The sequence below is a fragment of the Myxococcota bacterium genome, assembly GCA_039030075.1.
GTDB lineage: Bacteria > Myxococcota_A > UBA9160 > UBA9160 > SMWR01 > JAHEJV01.
Map to the genome: position 1 here is coordinate 186,120 of JBCCEW010000001.1, position 16,241 is coordinate 202,360.

Annotated in this window: 13 protein-coding genes; 8 read left to right on the forward strand and 5 right to left on the reverse strand. The window is 69.8% G+C overall.

All coding sequences use genetic code 11. The features are described 5' to 3' along the window. Positions 1 to 33 precede the first annotated feature (33 nt). Positions 34 to 2,247 carry a DUF3604 domain-containing protein gene (locus AAF430_00745; GenBank protein ID MEM7408745.1) on the forward strand — a complete coding sequence of 738 codons (2,214 nt, stop codon included), beginning with the start codon at positions 34 to 36 and terminating at the stop codon, positions 2,245 to 2,247. 10 nt (positions 2,248 to 2,257) lie between these two features. On the opposite strand, the gene AAF430_00750 is transcribed toward AAF430_00745, so the two are convergent. Then, complete coding sequence (locus AAF430_00750) at positions 2,258 to 2,956, reverse strand: spermidine synthase (protein ID MEM7408746.1); 699 nt, start codon at positions 2,954 to 2,956, stop codon at positions 2,258 to 2,260. A 23-nt stretch (positions 2,957 to 2,979) separates the two neighbouring features. Continuing rightward, entirely contained in the window at positions 2,980 to 4,185 is a 1,206-nt protein-coding gene (locus tag AAF430_00755) for a phytanoyl-CoA dioxygenase family protein (protein ID MEM7408747.1), read from the reverse strand. 181 nt (positions 4,186 to 4,366) lie between these two features. Here AAF430_00755 and thrS point away from each other — a divergent pair, with 181 nt between their 5' ends. From thrS to AAF430_00790, 7 genes are all read left to right on the forward strand, one after another. Beyond that, positions 4,367 to 6,358, forward strand: coding sequence for a threonine--tRNA ligase (thrS, locus tag AAF430_00760; GenBank protein ID MEM7408748.1), 1,992 nt, complete (start codon positions 4,367 to 4,369; stop codon positions 6,356 to 6,358). A 95-nt stretch (positions 6,359 to 6,453) separates the two neighbouring features. Next, positions 6,454 to 7,104 (forward strand): nitroreductase family protein, encoded by a 651-nt coding sequence (locus tag AAF430_00765; GenBank protein ID MEM7408749.1) that lies wholly within the window; start codon positions 6,454 to 6,456, stop codon positions 7,102 to 7,104. Between the two features lie 33 nt (positions 7,105 to 7,137). Further along, positions 7,138 to 8,703 carry an acyl-CoA synthetase gene (locus tag AAF430_00770; protein MEM7408750.1) on the forward strand — a complete coding sequence of 522 codons (1,566 nt, stop codon included), beginning with the start codon at positions 7,138 to 7,140 and terminating at the stop codon, positions 8,701 to 8,703. 28 nt (positions 8,704 to 8,731) lie between these two features. After that, positions 8,732 to 9,481, forward strand: a complete 750-nt coding sequence (locus tag AAF430_00775; protein MEM7408751.1) for an enoyl-CoA hydratase/isomerase family protein — start codon at positions 8,732 to 8,734, stop codon at positions 9,479 to 9,481. 140 nt (positions 9,482 to 9,621) lie between these two features. Then, entirely contained in the window at positions 9,622 to 10,839 is a 1,218-nt protein-coding gene (locus tag AAF430_00780) for an acyl-CoA dehydrogenase family protein (GenBank protein ID MEM7408752.1), read from the forward strand. 68 nt (positions 10,840 to 10,907) lie between these two features. Then, complete coding sequence (locus tag AAF430_00785) at positions 10,908 to 12,056, forward strand: acyl-CoA dehydrogenase family protein (protein ID MEM7408753.1); 1,149 nt, start codon at positions 10,908 to 10,910, stop codon at positions 12,054 to 12,056. Positions 12,057 to 12,070: 14 nt separating this feature from the next. Next, complete coding sequence (locus AAF430_00790; protein MEM7408754.1) at positions 12,071 to 13,015, forward strand: thioesterase family protein; 945 nt, start codon at positions 12,071 to 12,073, stop codon at positions 13,013 to 13,015. On the opposite strand, the gene AAF430_00795 is transcribed toward AAF430_00790, so the two are convergent. From AAF430_00795 to AAF430_00805, 3 genes are read right to left on the reverse strand one after another with little or no spacing between them, the layout of a single operon-like run. Then, a complete protein-coding gene (locus tag AAF430_00795; protein MEM7408755.1) occupies positions 13,012 to 13,794 on the reverse strand; it encodes an enoyl-CoA hydratase/isomerase family protein in 783 nt (260 codons plus the stop codon). The genes AAF430_00790 and AAF430_00795 overlap by 4 nt on opposite strands. Positions 13,795 to 13,842: 48 nt before the next feature. After that, positions 13,843 to 15,090: an acyl-CoA dehydrogenase family protein gene (locus AAF430_00800; protein MEM7408756.1), complete on the reverse strand. Its 1,248-nt coding sequence runs from the start codon at positions 15,088 to 15,090 to the stop codon at positions 13,843 to 13,845. After that, entirely contained in the window at positions 15,087 to 16,241 is a 1,155-nt protein-coding gene (locus tag AAF430_00805) for an acyl-CoA dehydrogenase family protein (protein ID MEM7408757.1), read from the reverse strand. The genes AAF430_00800 and AAF430_00805 overlap by 4 nt, the downstream gene beginning before the upstream one ends.

The following is a 16,241-nucleotide window of genomic DNA, read 5'->3' on the forward strand; positions in this document are numbered from 1 at the left end:
GACTCCGCCTCGCATGAACCGACCAGGGGTCACATGAAACGGTTTCTGCTGCTGGGGTCGCTCGCGATTCTCGGGCTTCTGGCCGTCCTCTACGCCGCGGGCCGGGGCTGGCTCGGCGAGACGCTCCATGCCGGGACGCCCCTCGCGCAGCCGCGGGTGCCGGGGCCAGCGTCGGAAACCGAGGGCGCGAAGCGGGTCCTGTTCGGCGACTTCCATGTGCATACCGGGTTCTCGGCCGACGCCTACACGCTCAGCCTGCCGCTCACGGGGGGCAGCGGCAGCCACACGGTGGCCGATGCCTGCGACTTCGCGCGCTTCTGCGCCGGGCTCGACTTCTGGTCGGTCAACGACCATGCCGAGGGCGCCTCGCCGCGCCGCTGGCGGGAAACCGTGGAAACCGTGCGCCAATGCGACGCGGTCGGACGCGACGCGAGCGGCGCCTCGGATCTCGTGTCGTTCCTCGGCTGGGAGTGGTCCCACATGGGAACGACGCCCGAGAACCACTACGGGCATCGCAACGTCGTGTTGCGCGACCTCGAAGACGCCTCCATCCCGACACGGCCGATCGGCGCGGATTCCCCGGCCCAGTACTTCCAGAGCGCTCCGGCCCTCGTGCGGGGCGTTTTGCCGCTGATCACCGGCGAACCCGCCTACCTGCGCTACGCGACGGCCCTCGAAGAGACCGAGGCCACGCCCCGCTGCGCCGACGGCGTTCCGGTGCGTGAGCTCCCGAGCGACTGCCGCGAACTCACCGCAACCCCGGCCGGCCTGTTCGCAAAGCTGCGGGATTGGGGTCATGCCGCCCTCGTGATTCCCCATGGCATGACCTGGGGGATGTACACGCCGCCGGGTTCGAACTGGGAGAAGCAGCTGTCCCCCGAGCAGCACGATCCTGTGCTGCAGCGTCTGGTCGAGGTGTACTCGGGTCACGGCAACGTCGAGCCCTACCGGGACTGGCGCGGCGTGACCGTCGACGCGGACGGCGTCCGGCGCTGTCCGCCGCCCCGCGACGACTACCTGCCCGCCTGCTGGCAAGCCGGAGAGATCATCCGCCGTCGCTGTGGCGACGCGGGCCTGGCGGAAGAGACCTGCGAGGCGCGCGCGGCCGACGCGCGCCGCCACTTCGTCGAGGGGGCGGCGGGGCTCGGCCATCTGGCGGTGCCGAGCGCGAGTGCCGAGGAGTGGGGCGACGCCGGGCAGTGTCGCGACTGTTTCTCGCCCGCGTTTTCCTACCGTCCGGGGTCGTCGGCCCAGGCGCTGCTCGGTCTTTCGCGCAGCGAGGGCGACGCGCCGCCCCAGCGCTTCCGGCTCGGCTTCATCGCTTCGAGCGACAACCACACGGCACGCCCCGGCACCGGATACAAGGAACTCTTGCGCACACGCATGTCCGACGCGCGGATGGCGCGGGTGAAGCTACCGATCGGGGCGCCCGAGTTCGATCCGGCGCCCGAGGCGCGTCCGGCCGATCCCGGCGACGTCGCGCCGAGTGAGTGGATCGAACGCGAACGCGCCGGATCCTTCTACTTCACCGGCGGGCTCGTGGCAGTGCACGCGACGCGGCGCCACCGCGAGGCGATCTGGGAGGCGCTCGAGACGCGCGAGACCTACGCGACGAGTGGGCCGCGCATCCTGCTCTGGTTCGACGCCATCGACGCGAATGCGTCCGGGGGGCGCGCCCCGATGGGCAGTCACCTCACGATGGACCGCGAACCGACGTTCGAGGTGCGCGCCGTCGGGTCCCACGAACAGGCACCGGGTTGTCGTGCGGGCACGGAAGAGCGCGTGGGCGCCGACCGCCTGGCGCGTCTCTGCGGCGGCGAGTGCTTCCATCCCACGGATACGCGGCGGCCGATCGTCCGGATCGAGGTGATCCGCGTACGACCCCAGCGCACGGCCGACGAACCGCTGGCGGATCTGATCGAGGACCCGTGGCGCTCCTTCGCCTGCGATGGTGACCTGGAAGGCTGCGTCGTGCGCTTCTCGGACCCCGAGTTCGTCGCTGGCCAGCGCGACACCACGTACTACGTCCGCGCGATCGAGGTTGCGAGCCCGGCCGTGAACGGGGGGACCCTGCGCTGCGAACCTGGCGACGCGGGCCCCTGCACACAGATGCAGCCCTGTGATCCGTGGGCGCCCGAGAGCGAAGACTGCCTGGCGCCGGTCGAAGAGCGTGCCTGGTCGTCCCCGATCTTCGTCGACTGGCGTGCGCCCGACGCAGCGCCGGCCGAGATCGCCCGCGCTCCCTGAGCGGGCTCTCTCAGGCGCGCGCGAAGAACAGCCAGTTCGTCTCGGCCGCCTCGTCGGGGTCGAGGAGCGGGTTGCGAAAGTCGATCGACTCGGTCCAGACCCGCTCGAACACGCCCTCCAGCCGTGCGACGAAGGGAGCGCACGGGGCATGGGACCACACGCCGAGGATCCCGCCGGGCTTCAGATGGGCTTTCGCGTGCCGCAGGCCGGCCTCGCTGTAGAAACGCTCGCTCTCGCGTCCGAGCGGCTCCTCGGGCGAGTGGTCGACGTCGACCAGCACGAGGTCCCACTGGCGCTCGGGCGGAGCCCAGAGCTCGCCGTAGACATCGTCGACGCGCGTATGGAAACGGTCGTCGGCGAGCAACACGGGGGACAGCGGGACGCGTCCGTCGCGCACCCAATCCACGACCGGGGACAGGAACTCCACGACTTCGAGGTGGCGGACCGCGGGAGACTCGAGCACCGCGGCGGCGGTGTATCCGAGGCCGAGACCGCCGACCAACACGTCGAGGTCACGGCCACCATGGGTCTCGATGGAGCGCGATGCGAGCGCGCGCTCGGAGGCCGTGTTGCACGTGCTCATCAGGTAGTGGTGATCGAGGGTCAGCTCGTGCACCACCATTCCCGGCCGGCTCAGCAGCTCCCGCTTCCGCAGGCAGACGATTCCCAGGGAAGACTCTTCGGATTCGAGATACTCGATGTTCGACATCGGTAGGAGGTAGGACAAACGCCTCAGGCGCGCTCGGCCACCTTCTCGAGGTGCTCGACCTGGCCGTCGTCACGGCCGAGCAGGACGTCGTTGTAGCTCTGGTCGCCCCGATGGTTGTAGGCGTCGGGGCGCGCGTAGTTCACGAGCACGCACTTGCGGAAGGGGCCGTCGCCCGTGGGCGGCGGCGCCGCGTGCATGACGTCGCTGTAGTGGAGCGAGACATCTCCCGGGTCGGCGGCGAGGGAGATACCGCGGGGCGCGCGGGGGTCGGTGGCGTCGATGAAGCCGAGCGAGGCGACGTGACTGCCCGGCAGTACCCGCAGCTCGCCGGTCTCGGGTCGCCCCGGGTAGAGGTAGATCGAGAACACGAGCACCGGGCACATCGACGCATGCCCACCCATGCCGCAGTCGCGGTGCCAGGGCAGATCCGACAGGCCCTCGGCCATCGACGGGTTCTTGATCAGCACGGAGACGCCGTCCTCGGTCTGTTCGGCGCGCGGGACCATCGGCAGGTGCGAGAGTGCCGCGAGCCCGGCGATGCGCGGGTCGGTGGGGAGTCCGCGGAAGGCCGGGACCTCGTCACAGCGGGTGACGCGGCAGAGCAGCGACTCGCCCTCGGCGTTCTTCCCCCACCACGAGCGCTGGTCCCCGGGCCGCGCCCCGCGTTCCTCGGAGAGGGCGGCTTCGCGCATGCCGGCGATCTCGTCGGCACGGAAGACGTCCTTCACGAGCAGGAAGCCTGCGGTGCGCAGGAAGTGGGCCATGGCGTCGCGATCGTCGCCGAGGCGGAAGTGCTGGTGCGGATCGAGCGGGCTGCCCGCGGCGTCGCGCAGGTCGACCGTGTCCGGGTCGAAGACGCGACGACCGTGGTACAGGGCACGCAGGCCGGGCTCCCACCGCACGAAGCGCATCCCGGAGCCGCGCCGCAGAGTGACGCGACCCGAGTAGAGCAGGCCGGACGCGGATTCCAGGTCGCGTACGAGATCGGCCCACAAGTGGGGTGCCAGCTCGACGACCACGCGCGCAGACGCCTCGCCGGGTTCGACGGCGACGCCACCGGGGATCGGCCGGTACGTATAGGCCGAGCCCGAGGGAAGCCGGAAGGCGAGGGCGCCGATTGCTTCCAGGTCGTCGGCAGCTGCCAGGGCGCCGCGCCCTTCGGCCAGCAGGCGGGGCAACTCGACCTGGTGGTAGTGATCGAAGTCCAGGGACGGGGTCTCCGGAGCCATGGCGTCCTCCCGGGCCCAGTGTACTCGTTCGGCCCCGTGATCCGATCGACACCGGTCCTCGCGGCAGGGGGTGCCCTTCGCGGGCCCGGCCGCGTAGACTGGCCACGTCCGGCTCGGTGGGCGGTAGCCATCGGGCGCAGGGCGAGGGCGGCTCGTGTCCGTCCCGCGAAGGAGAATCCCGATGACCGAAGTCCGACTCCCCGATGGGAGCCGGCGTCAGCTTGCCGCTGGCGCCAGCGCCGCCGATCTCGCCGCCGACATCGGCCCCGGCCTCGCCAAGGCCGCCGTCGCCGCCAAGGTGAATGGTCACATCGTCGACCTGGCCCTCCCGCTTCCGGACGACGCCGAAGTGGCGCTTCTCACGAAGAAGGACGACGAGGGCCTCGAGGTGCTGCGGCATTCGGCTGCGCACCTGATGGCCGACGCGATCCTGCGCATCTTCCCTCAGGCCGAACTCACGATCGGGCCCGTGGTGGAAGACGGCTTCTACTACGACATCCATCTGCCGGAAGGAAAGATCACGCCCGACGACTTCCCGGCCATCGAGGCCGAGATGGGACGCATCGCGAAGGAGGACCACCCCTTCCAGCGCTGCGTGGTCGCGGACCCGGACCGCGACGAGGTGTTTGCGCGCTACCGGGCGATCGACGGCGGGCACAACAAGTTCAAGGAGGAGATCGTCGGCGACATCCGCGCCCGCGGCGACGAACTCTCCTTCTACAAGCACGGCGACTTCGTGGATCTTTGCCGCGGACCGCACGTGCCGAGCACGGGCTGGCTGAAGCACGTGAAGCTCACCAGCGTGGCCGGCTCCTACTGGCGCGCCGATGCGAGCCGCGAGCAGTTGGTGAGGGTCTACGGCACGGCCTTCTTCGACAAGAAGGCGTTGAAGGAGCACCTTCGCCTCATCGAAGAGGCGAAGAAGCGCGATCACCGCGTGCTCGGCGAACAGCTCGACCTGTTCAGCTTCCACGAGGACGCCCCGGGCTTCCCGTTCTTCCACCCGAACGGCACGGTGCTCTTCAACCTGCTCACCGGCACGATGCGCGGGCTGTTGCGTCGCCGCGGGTACTTCGAGGTGAAGGCGCCGCTCGTGCTGTCCGAGCAGCTCTGGCACACCTCGGGCCACTACGACAACTACCTCGAGAACATGTTCTTCACGAAGCTGAAGCTGCGCGACGAGAACGCGCCCGACGGCGTGCAGGAAGACGTGGAAGAGGACCGCCCGATGGCGGTGAAGCCGATGAACTGCCCTGGCCATCTGCTCGTCTACGGCACGCGGCCGCGCAGCCACAACGAGTTCCCCCTGCGCTTCTCCGAGATGGGCCTGGTGCACCGCCGCGAGCTCTCGGGTGTGCGGCACGGACTCTTCCGCGTGCAGGCCTTCACCCAGGACGACGCCCACCACTTCTGCACGCCCGAGCAGATCGAGGGCGAGATCGCGATGCTGATCGCCTTCTTCAAGGAGGTCTACGCGATGTTCGACCTCGGCGACGTGCGCATCGAGCTGTCGACGCGCCCCGAGAAGAGCATCGGCAGCGACGAGATCTGGGAGAAGGCCGAGGGGGCGCTGCGCACGGCCCTCGAATCCGAGGGCATCGAGTACGACCTCAACGAGGGCGACGGTGCGTTCTACGGCCCGAAGATCGACTTCCACATTCGCGACACCCTGAAGCGCTCGTGGCAGTGCGGCACGATCCAGCTCGACTTCTCGATGCCGGCGCGCTTCGGGCTGACCTACGTCGGCCCCGACGGCCAGAAGCACACGCCGGTGATGATTCACCGCGCGTGCTACGGCAGCGTCGAGCGTTTCCTCGGCATCTTGATCGAGCACTACGCCGCGCGCTTCCCGCTCTGGCTGGCGCCGGTGCAGGCCGTCGTCATCCCGGTCAGCGACAAGTACCTCGACTACGCGAAGGAGGTGCACGAGAAGCTGCTCGATGCCGGGGTGCGCGCCGAGGCGAACCTCAAGGACGACCGGGTCGGCTACAAGATCCGCGAGGCGAGCCTGCGCAAGCTGCCCTACGCGCTGGTCGTGGGTGAGCGCGAGCAGGACTCGGGCACCGTCAACGCCCGCTCGCGCGAGGACGGCGAGCTGGGAGAAATGGCGGTGGCCGACTTCCTCGCGCGCTTCGCCGAGGAGAACGCTGCCGCCGCGGTGGTCGCCGACTGAGCCCGCGCTTCCCCGCTTGACCGGCGCTCGCGGCGTATGTCAGAAACACTTGCGCGCCCCACTGCCCCCTGCGCTCGAGCCAACCAGGAGACACCATGTCCGCCCCCTTCGATCTCGCCGAAACCGATCGCCTGCTCTCGACCACCCGCGCGGTGCGCAAGCGCCTGGATCTCACGCGTCCCGTCGAGCGGGAGGTGATCCTCGACTGCATCCGCATCTCCCAGCAGGCGCCGACGGGCAGCAACAGCCAGACCTGGCGCTGGATGGTCGTGACCGACGCCGGGAAGCGGGCCGAGCTGGCGCGGATCTACGCCGAGACCGGCAAGGAGTACCTCGCCGCGGCGAAGGAGAACCTCGACTCGTCCGACGCGCAGACCCAGCGGGTCTACGACTCGGCGTTCTACCTGATGGACCACCTCCACGAGGTGCCCGTCCACGTGATTCCCTGCGTGACGGGACGCGTGCCCGAAGGTGCGCCCGCCGCGGCACACGCTTCGATGTACGGCTCGATCCTGCCGGCGGTCTGGAGCTTCCAGCTCGCGCTGCGCAGCCGGGGCCTCGGCTCGGCCTGGACGACCCTCCACCTCTTCCGCGAACAGGAAGCGGCGAAGCTGCTCGGCATTCCCGACGACGTGACCCAGGTGGCGCTGCTGCCCGTGGCCTACACGGTCGGCACCGACTTCAAGGTCGCGCAGCGTCCCGGGCCCGAGACCATCACGTCCTTCGACCAGTGGGAACTGGTCTGAGCCCAGCCCGTCCGCCGCGAGAGGAGCTTCGCCATGGGAACCATCGCCGTTCACGCCGCCGCCGACCCGGACAAGATCGCGATCATTCTGGGCAACGGAGAGTTCGTCGAGACCTTCGGCGAGCTCGAGGAGCGCTCACGCCGCTGGGCGGCGCTGTTCCGCAAGCGCGGTCTCGAGCGCGGCGGCTGCGTCGCCGTGCTCATGGAGAACACGGATCCGAGCCACATGGATCTCTTCTGGGCGTGCCACCGCGCCGGGCTCTACTTCACGCCCGTCAACTGGCATCTCCAGGAAGACGAGATCCAGTACATCGTCGAGAACAGCGATGCCGACGTGCTGGTCGTGTCGCCCGCCTTCGCGGAGGTCGCCGCGAGCGTCGTGGCCCAGTGCCCGCGCGTGAAGCACAGGCTGGTCAGCTCGGGGACGGCCCCGGCAGGCTTCGAGACCGCCGAAGCCGCCCTGGCCGAGATCCCGAGCGACGTCCCGCTCGACGACGAACGCGAGGGCGCGATCATGGTCTACTCGTCGGGCACCACCGGGCGACCGAAGGGGGTACGCCGCCCGCTCGCCGACGTGCCGCCCGGCGATCCGATGGTCGCCCTGTTCGCGAAGGCGTTCCTCGGCTTCTTCGGGATCAACGAAGACGACCGCTACCTGTGTCCGGCGCCGCTCTATCACACGGCGCCGCTCATGTTCACCACCCAGCACCTGCGGATCGGTGCGTCGGTGGTGATCATGCCGAAGTTCGACGCCGAGCTCGCCATCCAGATGATGCAGGACCAGTCGGTCACGTCGTCCCAGTGGGTCCCCACCCACTTCCGACGCCTGCTCCAGCTGCCCCGCGACGTGCGCGAGCGCTACGACCTCTCGAAGCTGCGCGTCGCAGTCCACGCGGCGGCTCCGTGCCCGATTCCGATCAAGGAGCAGATGATCGAGTGGTGGGGCGACGCGATCCTCGAGTACTACGCCGGTACCGAGGGCGGCGGCACGCTGATCCGGGCCCAGGAATGGCTGTCCCACAAGGGTTCCGTGGGGCGTCACTGGTCCGGCGGCAAGGTCTGGGTGCTCGACGAGGACGGCACCGAGATCTCGAAGCCCAACACCGAGGGCGCGATCTACTTCGAGGCGCCGAACACGGGGCGCTTCGAGTACCACAAGGACGCCGAGAAGACGAAGAACACCTACCACGGTGATCTCTTCACGATCGGCGACATCGGCTACCTGGACGACGAGGGCTACCTCTACCTCACCGACCGCCAGTCGAACATGATCATCTCGGGCGGGGTGAACATCTATCCCCAGGAGACCGAGGACCATCTCACGGTCCACCCGAAGGTCGACGACGTGGCGGTGATCGGGGTGCCGAACGAAGAGATGGGCGAAGAGGTGAAGGCCGTCGTCATCCCCGCGGAAGGAGAGACGCCCGGGCCCGAGCTCGAGGCCGAGCTGATCGCCTACTGCCGCGAGGGCATCGCCCACTACAAGTGTCCGCGCACGATCGACTTCGTCGACACGTTGCCCCGCACCGAGACCGGCAAGATGGCGAAGCGGAAGCTGCGAGATCGCTATTGGGGCGAAGGCGGGGCCCGGCTGGTCTAGCCGCGCTCGCCCCGCGAAAGGAGCCAGCATGGGACTCGTGCGCGAAGACGCGGGCGGCATCGCGACCCTCACGCTCAACCGGCCCGAGAAGCTGAACGCCCTCGACATTCCGTCGATCGTGGCGCTTCGCGAGGAGATCGATCGCCTGGCGGTCGACGAGAACGTGGCGTGTGTCGTGCTCACCGGCGCCGGTCGTTCGTTCTGCGCGGGGCACGACCTCGAGTCGATCGCTGCGGGCGAGCGTGCGCCGAGCAAGCACTTCGAGTCCGAGACCGTCGAGGCGCTCGAACAGCTGCCGATGCCGACGATCGCGAAGATCCGCGGCCACTGCTTCACGGGCGGGCTGGAGCTCGCCCTGGGTTGCGACCTCCTCATCGCAGCCGAAGACGCGAAGCTCGGCGACACCCACGGCCAGTGGGGCCTCGTACCCGTCTGGGGCATGAGCGTTCGCCTGCCCGAGCGGGTCGGGCTGCCCACCGCCAAGGAGCTGATGTTCACCAGCCGACGCATCTCGGGGAGCGAGGCGGGGGAGATCGGTCTGGTCGACCGGGTCTGTCCCGCGGAGCAGCTCGACGCCAGCGTCGACGCGCTCGCCGCCGAGATCGCCGCCAACTCGCCCGACACCAATCGGATGGTGAAGCGCCTGCTGCGGACCCACGCCGATACGCCGCGCTCTCGCGCCCTCGACTACGAGCGCCAGGCCCCCTACGGCATGCCCCGGGACATGAAGGAGCGCATGGGCGGGCGGCCGTCGCGCAAGAAAGCCGACCCCGCCTAGGGGGTTCTCGGGCCCGGTTGCCGGGCCGGCCCCTTGCTCCGGGGAGCGACCGCGACCGTCGCGGACCGGCGGCCCGGGCCCGATGGACTAGGATGCATGGCCGCGCCCGGCTCGTCCCGGGCCGCCCAAGGGAGACCCCCATGCCCGATTCCACGGACGCCCTCGAGACCTTCCGCGGCGAGGCCCGCGCCTGGCTCGAGGAGAACTTCCCCAAGTCGATCGCCCACCGCGGCTCCGAGCTGATCGGGATGGAGCACGTGGCGGAGGACGCCGACCTGGACCTCTGGTGCCAGCGCCTCGGCGCGAAGGGCTGGGCCACCCCGACCTGGCCCTCCGAGTACGGCGGTGGCGGGCTCTCCCAGCTCGAGGCCGAGGTCCTGCGCAAGGAGATGTCGGCGCTCGGCGCGTTCAACCCGCTCACCGTCAAGGCCGGTATGGGCATCACGATGGTGGGCCCGACGATCCTCGAGTACGGCACCGAAGAGCAGAAGCAGCGCCACATCCCGCCGATCTGCCGCGGCGAGGTCTTCTGGGCGCTGGGCTACTCCGAGCCGAACGCGGGCTCGGACCTCGCGTCGCTCCAGTGCAAGGCGGAGGACAAGGGCGACCACTGGCTCGTCAACGGCCAGAAGACCTGGACCTCGGGCGCGAACATCGCCCAGTGGATCGGTTGCCTGGTGCGCACCGACCCCGACGCGCCGAAGCGCGACGGCATCAGCTTCCTGATCCTCGACATGAACCAGCCCGGCATCGAGACGCGTCCGATCGAGCTGATCGCGGGGGCGTCGCCTTTCTGCGAGACCTTCTTCAACGACGCGACGACGCCGAAGGGTGAGCTGCTCGGGCCGCTGAATGGGGGTTGGACCGTCGGCAAGCGCCTGCTCCAGCACGAGCGCGCCAGTCAGACCGGCGCTCGCGGTGCCGGTGGCGCGGCGGCCAAGAAGTCGATCCACGCACTCGCGAAGGAATACGTGGGCACCGACGCCGAGGGGCGCGTCGCCGATCCCGAGCTGCGCACCCGGATCACCGCCCACCTGATGAACGCCAAGGCCCAGAACCTGACTCTGTCGCGCATGATCGCCGAAGCCCGCGGCAACGCGAAGGTGTCGGCGACGGCGTCGATCATGAAGAACGCGGCGTCCGACGTCTCCCAGGAGCGGGCCGAGCTCGCGATCGAGATCCTGGGTCACTCCGGTCTGGGCTGGGAAGGCGATCCTTTCGAGGATCACGAGCTCGAGGCCGTGCGTCACTGGCTCTCGGGGAAGGCCATTTCGATCTACGGCGGCTCCTACGAGATCCAGAACAACATCATCGCGAAGAACATTCTCGGCCTGCCCGAGAGCACCCAACGCGGCTGAACCGAGACCGTTCACCGAACGGCAACGAGCCGACGGCCCCTTCGGGCCGCGGCTACGGGGAATGACAGATGGCGGCACTCACCGAAGAACAGAACCTGCTGAAGGAACAGGCGAAGACCTGGGCCGGCGAAGAAGCACCCGTCGCGAAGTTTCGCGAGATGCGCGACCGCAAGACCGAGGCCGGTTTCGACAAGGCGACGTGGGCGGGGATCGGCGAGCTCGGCTGGCCCGGCATCGTGGTGCCCGAGGCTTTCGGCGGCGTCGACATGGGTCACCTCACCTTCGGCGTGGTGCTCGAAGAGCTGGGCCGCCAGCTCACCGCCTCGCCGCTGCTCGCCTCGGGGCTCGTCGGCGCAAATGCGCTGCGCCTGGCGGGATCGGAAGCGCAGCAGTCCGCCTGGCTGCCGGGCATCGCCGATGCCACCGCGATCGTCACCCTCGCCGTCGACGAGAGGCCCCATCACGCTCCGTACGGCACGGCCCTCCAGGCCGAGAAGACGGGTGCCGGGTACCGCCTGAGTGGCGAGAAGAAGCACGTCCTAGAGGGGGGCAGCGCCGACGCCTTCGTCGTGGTCGCGCGGACCGGCGGCAAGCCGGGCGACGCCGAAGGGCTCTCCCTGTTCCTCGTCGAGGCGGGGCAGGGCGGCGTTTCGAGCCAGCGCCTGACCCTCGCCGACAGCCGTGGGTACGCGAACGTGAACTTCGACGGCGTGGAAGTCGGGGCCGATGCCCTACTCGGCAGCGAGGGCGGTGCGGCGCCGGTCCTCGATCAGATCCTCGATCGCGCCCGGGCCGGTCTCGCCGCCGAGATGCTCGGCGTGGCGGGCCAGTCCTTCGACATGACGCTCGACTACCTGAAGAACCGGGTGCAGTTCGGCGAGGTGATCGGCGGTTTCCAGGCGCTGGGGCACCGGGCGGCCGAGTGCTTCACGAAGCTCGAACTCACCCGCTCCTGCGTCGAAGCTGCGCTCCAGGCCATCGACGAGGCCGGCGACTCCCATTCCCAAGAGCTGGCCCTGCTGTGTTCGCTGTCGAAGGCGAAGGCCGGCGATTTCCTGCACCACATGTCGAACGAGATGATCCAGCTCCACGGGGGCATCGGGGTCACCGACGAGTTCGACGCAGGCCTCTATCTCAAGCGCGCCCGCGCAACCGAGGCGACCTTCGGGAACGCCTCCTTTCATCGCGATCGCTACGCGACATTGCTCGGCTACTGAGCGGGGAGAGCGGGATGGCCCACGCAGCGGGTGCGCTCCGCGTGCTGCACGAGAGTGTGGTACGCGAGGACGAAATCGACGATCTCGGACACATGAACGTCCGTCACTACGCGACGCGCGCGCTGGCGTCGACGGATCGCCTGCTCGGTGAGCTGGGCGTGGACGCGGCGTGCTTCGGCAGTGCGGGCCCGCTTGCCCACGACCTGCCGCGCATGTTCACCCGCTACCACCGGGAACAGCACACGGGTGCGGCCCTCGAGGTGCACGGAGGTCTGATCCGCATCGACGACGCTTGCCTGCGGATCTACCACGAGCTCCGAAACCCGGCGCGGGAAGAGCTGGCCGCGACCTTCTGCCACGACGTCGAGTTCCGGCTGCCCGGCGAGCCGGAAGCGCTGGTGATCCCGCGAGCCGCGCGCAAGGAGCTCGAACGCTCCCTCGCGCTGCGGCCCGAACACGGCGGGCCGCGAAGCATCGACCTCGACGCGCCGCCGGTCGCGCCCAGCCTCGAAGACGCGCTCGCGACGGGCCTCGCCTTTCGCAAGCCGCGGCGCATCGACGCCGCCGATTGCGACGCCGAGGGCCGATTGCCCGCCGAAGCGCGGCCCTTCTACATGTGGGGTGGAGAGCCGCTGGAGGTGCGCGGGAAGCCGCTCGGTCCCCCGGTCTTCGACCTGCCCGACGGCGGGAAGATGGGCCTCGCGTCGATGGAGGCGCGCTCGGTGATGGTGCGGCAGCCCATGGCGGGGATGCGGATCCAGAGCTTCGTCGCCAACGTCGAGCTCGCGCGCAAGACGAACCTGCGCCGCTACTGGGTCTTCGACCTCGACACGCAGGAACTCCTGCTCGCCAACGAAGTCGTCGAGCTCGCACTGCACCTGGGGAAGCGCCGCGCGATCGAGTTCCCGCCCGAGATTCGCGCCGATCTCGAAGCGCGCCTGCGCCCCGACCTGCGCTAGCGCCCGCGGAAGTCCGGCGTACGGCGCTCGGCCATCGCGCGCGTGCCCTCGCGGAAGTCCTCGGTCTTCTGGAGCCGATCCTGCTCGGCCTTCTCCCGATCCGTGGCGACGCGGATCGCGGCGGCCAGGTCGCCGCGGAGGGTCTCGCGGATCGACGCGATCGCGAGGGGCGCCGAGAGCGCGATCTCGTGGGCGAGGGCGAGTGCCTCGGGGCGCACGTCGCTCTGGTCGACCAGGCGGTCGCAGAGACCGATGTCAAAGGCTTCGTCGCCCTTCACCCGTAGACCGGTGTAAAGGAGCTCGGCCGCCGCCTGGGGGCCGACCAGCCGGGGCAGGGTGACCGAGAGACCAAAACCGTGGTGGAAGCCCAGTCGCGCGAAGTTGGCGCTGAACCGCGCCTCGGCGCAGGCCACCCGGAAGTCCGGCATCAGCGCCAGGCCGAGCCCCCCGCCGACCGCGGCGCCCTGGATCGCCGCGACCACCGGGGTGCGCGTCGCGAACAGCCGGACGGCCTCGTCGTAGAGATGGCGACCCGTGTCGTCCTCGACGGGACCCGTGCGTCCCGAGAAGTCGGCGCCAGCGCAGAAGTGGCGCCCTTCGGATGCGAGCACGATCGCGCGGCAGCCGGCTTCGGCGTCGAGGGCCTCGAAGGCATCGGCGAGGGCTGCGATCAGGGGACGATCGAAGAAGTTGTTGGGCGGACGCCGGATCTCGGCGAGGGCGACGGCATCGTCGCCGAGGGAGACGTGGACGTCGCCGAAGCGGCCGAAGGGTTCCATGTCGGTGCGACTCCTCGCGGGAACGAAGCGTTCCGGGGGGTAGGCGGTTCAGTCCGCGACGTTGCGCGGCACGTCGCGGAAGGGCTTCCCGGCATCGGTGGTCGGGTCGCGGGGCAGGCCCAGCTGGCGTTCCGCCAGGATGTTGCGCTGGATCTCGTCGGTTCCGCCGGCGATCGATTGGCCCGGTACCGAGAGCAGGATCTCCGCGATGATGCCGGCCTCGGGTCCGTCTTCGCCGGCGAGTAGCGCGTCGCTCTCGGAGATCAGGGCGTGGGTGTCGGCGGCCTGGCGTGCGATGTGGCTACCGCAGAGCTTGCCGATCGACCCTTCCGGCCCGGGCGGTCGGCCCAGCACGCGCGCCTGCTTGGCGCGCTCGGCGGTCCAGCCGGCGGCCCGCTGGAGTGAGAGGAGCTTCGCGATCTCCTGGCGCACCACCGGGTCGTTGTCGCGCCCGGTTTCGCGGGCGCGCTTCACGATCAGGTCGACGCGGCCGTAGCGTTGGGGATACCAGACGTAGGGCGCCATCACGTGCGCGCGCTCCTCGCGGTACTCCTCGATCGCGCGGCCACTGCCTTCGAGGGGCGTGTCGTCGTGGATCCCCGCCAGCCGACGTTCGTGGGCGAGGGTCGCGAGGGCGACGCTCCAGCCCTGGTCGACCTGGCCGATCACCTGGTGGAGCGTGGCCCGCGCCTCGTTGATGAATACCTCGTTGAAGGACGCGTACCCGTTCATCTGCTGGAGCGGGCGCACCGTAACGCCGGGCTGCTCCATTTCGAAGGCGAAGTAGCTGATGCCGCGGTGCTTCGGCACGTCCCAGTTGGTGCGCGCCAACAGCATCCCGTACTGGGCGTGATGCGCGCTGGTGTTCCAGACCTTCTGGCCGCTGATCACGAACTCGTCGCCGTCGCGATCCGCGCGGGTGGTGAGCCCGGCGAGATCCGAGCCGCTGCCGGGTTCGCTGAAGAGCTGGCACCAGGCGTGCTCGCCCGTGATGATCGGTCGCAGCAGTGCGCGCTTCAGTTCGTCGGAGCCGTGCTCGAGGATCGTGGGCGCGGCGAGTCCGCTGCCTCCGCCCGAGGCGATCCCCACCGCCCCCGCCCGGCGGAACTCCTGGCGCACCACGCTCTCCATGGCGAGCGGCAGCCCGCGCCCGTACCAGGCTTCGGGCCAGGTCGGGCAGCCCCATCCCGAGTCGGCGAGACGCTCGCGCCAGTCGCGCAAGGAGAGCTCCGGGTCCCAGTGGGCTTCCAGCCAGGCGCGGACTTCCGCGCGTACGCTCGCTTCGGTGACGGTCATGCCGAGGCCTTGCTGGCTCCGAGCTCGAGGAGCCGGGCCATGCGTTCGCGGTGATGGGTGGCGTCGCCGAGCAGGATCGCGGCACTGCGCGCCCGCTTGAAGTAGAGGTGGCAGTCGTGCTCCCAGGTGAACCCGATGCCCCCGTGAATCTGGATGCTCTCGGTCGCCGCGGTCCGATAGGCGTCGGAGACCAGCGCCTTTGTCAGCGCCGCGAGCAGCGGCAGGTCCTCGGCGCCCTCGGCCGCAGCCGCGGCCGCGTGGATCGCGGTCGACTTCGCCAGCTCCACGTCGACGAGCATGTCGGCGCACTTGTGTTTGATCGCCTGGAACGAGCCGATCGGCCGCCCGAACTGGACGCGGGTCTTCGCGTACTCGACGGTGGTTTCGAGGACGCGCTCGGCGCCGCCGACCATCTCGTGGGCGAGGGCGATACAGGCGAGATCGAGGGTGTGATCGAGGGCGCCGGCGGCGGTTCCCGGCGCGCCCAGCGCGGCGGCGCGGACGCCTGCGAAGTCGAGCTGGGCGAGTTTGCGGCTGGGATCGAGGCTCTCGAGGCGACGTCGCTCCAGGCCGTCCGCGTCGCCGGCGACCCAGAAGAGCGACAGGCCGTCGGTTCCGGTGCTGCCCGGGACGCGGGCCACGACGACCAGCCCATCGGCGGAGTGGCCGTCGACGACGAACCGCTTCGATCCGTCGAGGCGGAAGTCGGCACCGTCGGCCGTCGCCGTCATGGCCACGTCGTGGGGAGACCAGGCACTCGTCTGCTCCGCGAAGGCGAGCGCTGCTCGCTGGCTTCCGTTCGCGAGGTCCGGCAGCCGCTCCTTCTTCGCGGCGTCGGTCGCGCCATGCGCGATCGCGGTCGCCGCGAGCACGATGGAGCCGAAGTAGGGCGAGCAGAGCAGGGCGCGTCCCATCTCCTGGAGCACGATGCTCTGCTCGACGGCGGAGAACGCCTGACCGCCGTAGGCCTCGGGGAGGTGGAGCCCCCCGACACCGAGGTCGTCGCAGAGGCGCCGCCAGACCGCGGGGTCGAAGCCCGCGTCGTCTTCCATCCAGCGGCGGACTTCGGTCGGCGGCGAATGATCGTCGAGGAAACGCCGCACGACCGAGCGGAACTCCTCCTGCTCGTCGCTGTAGGTGAGGCTCCGCAC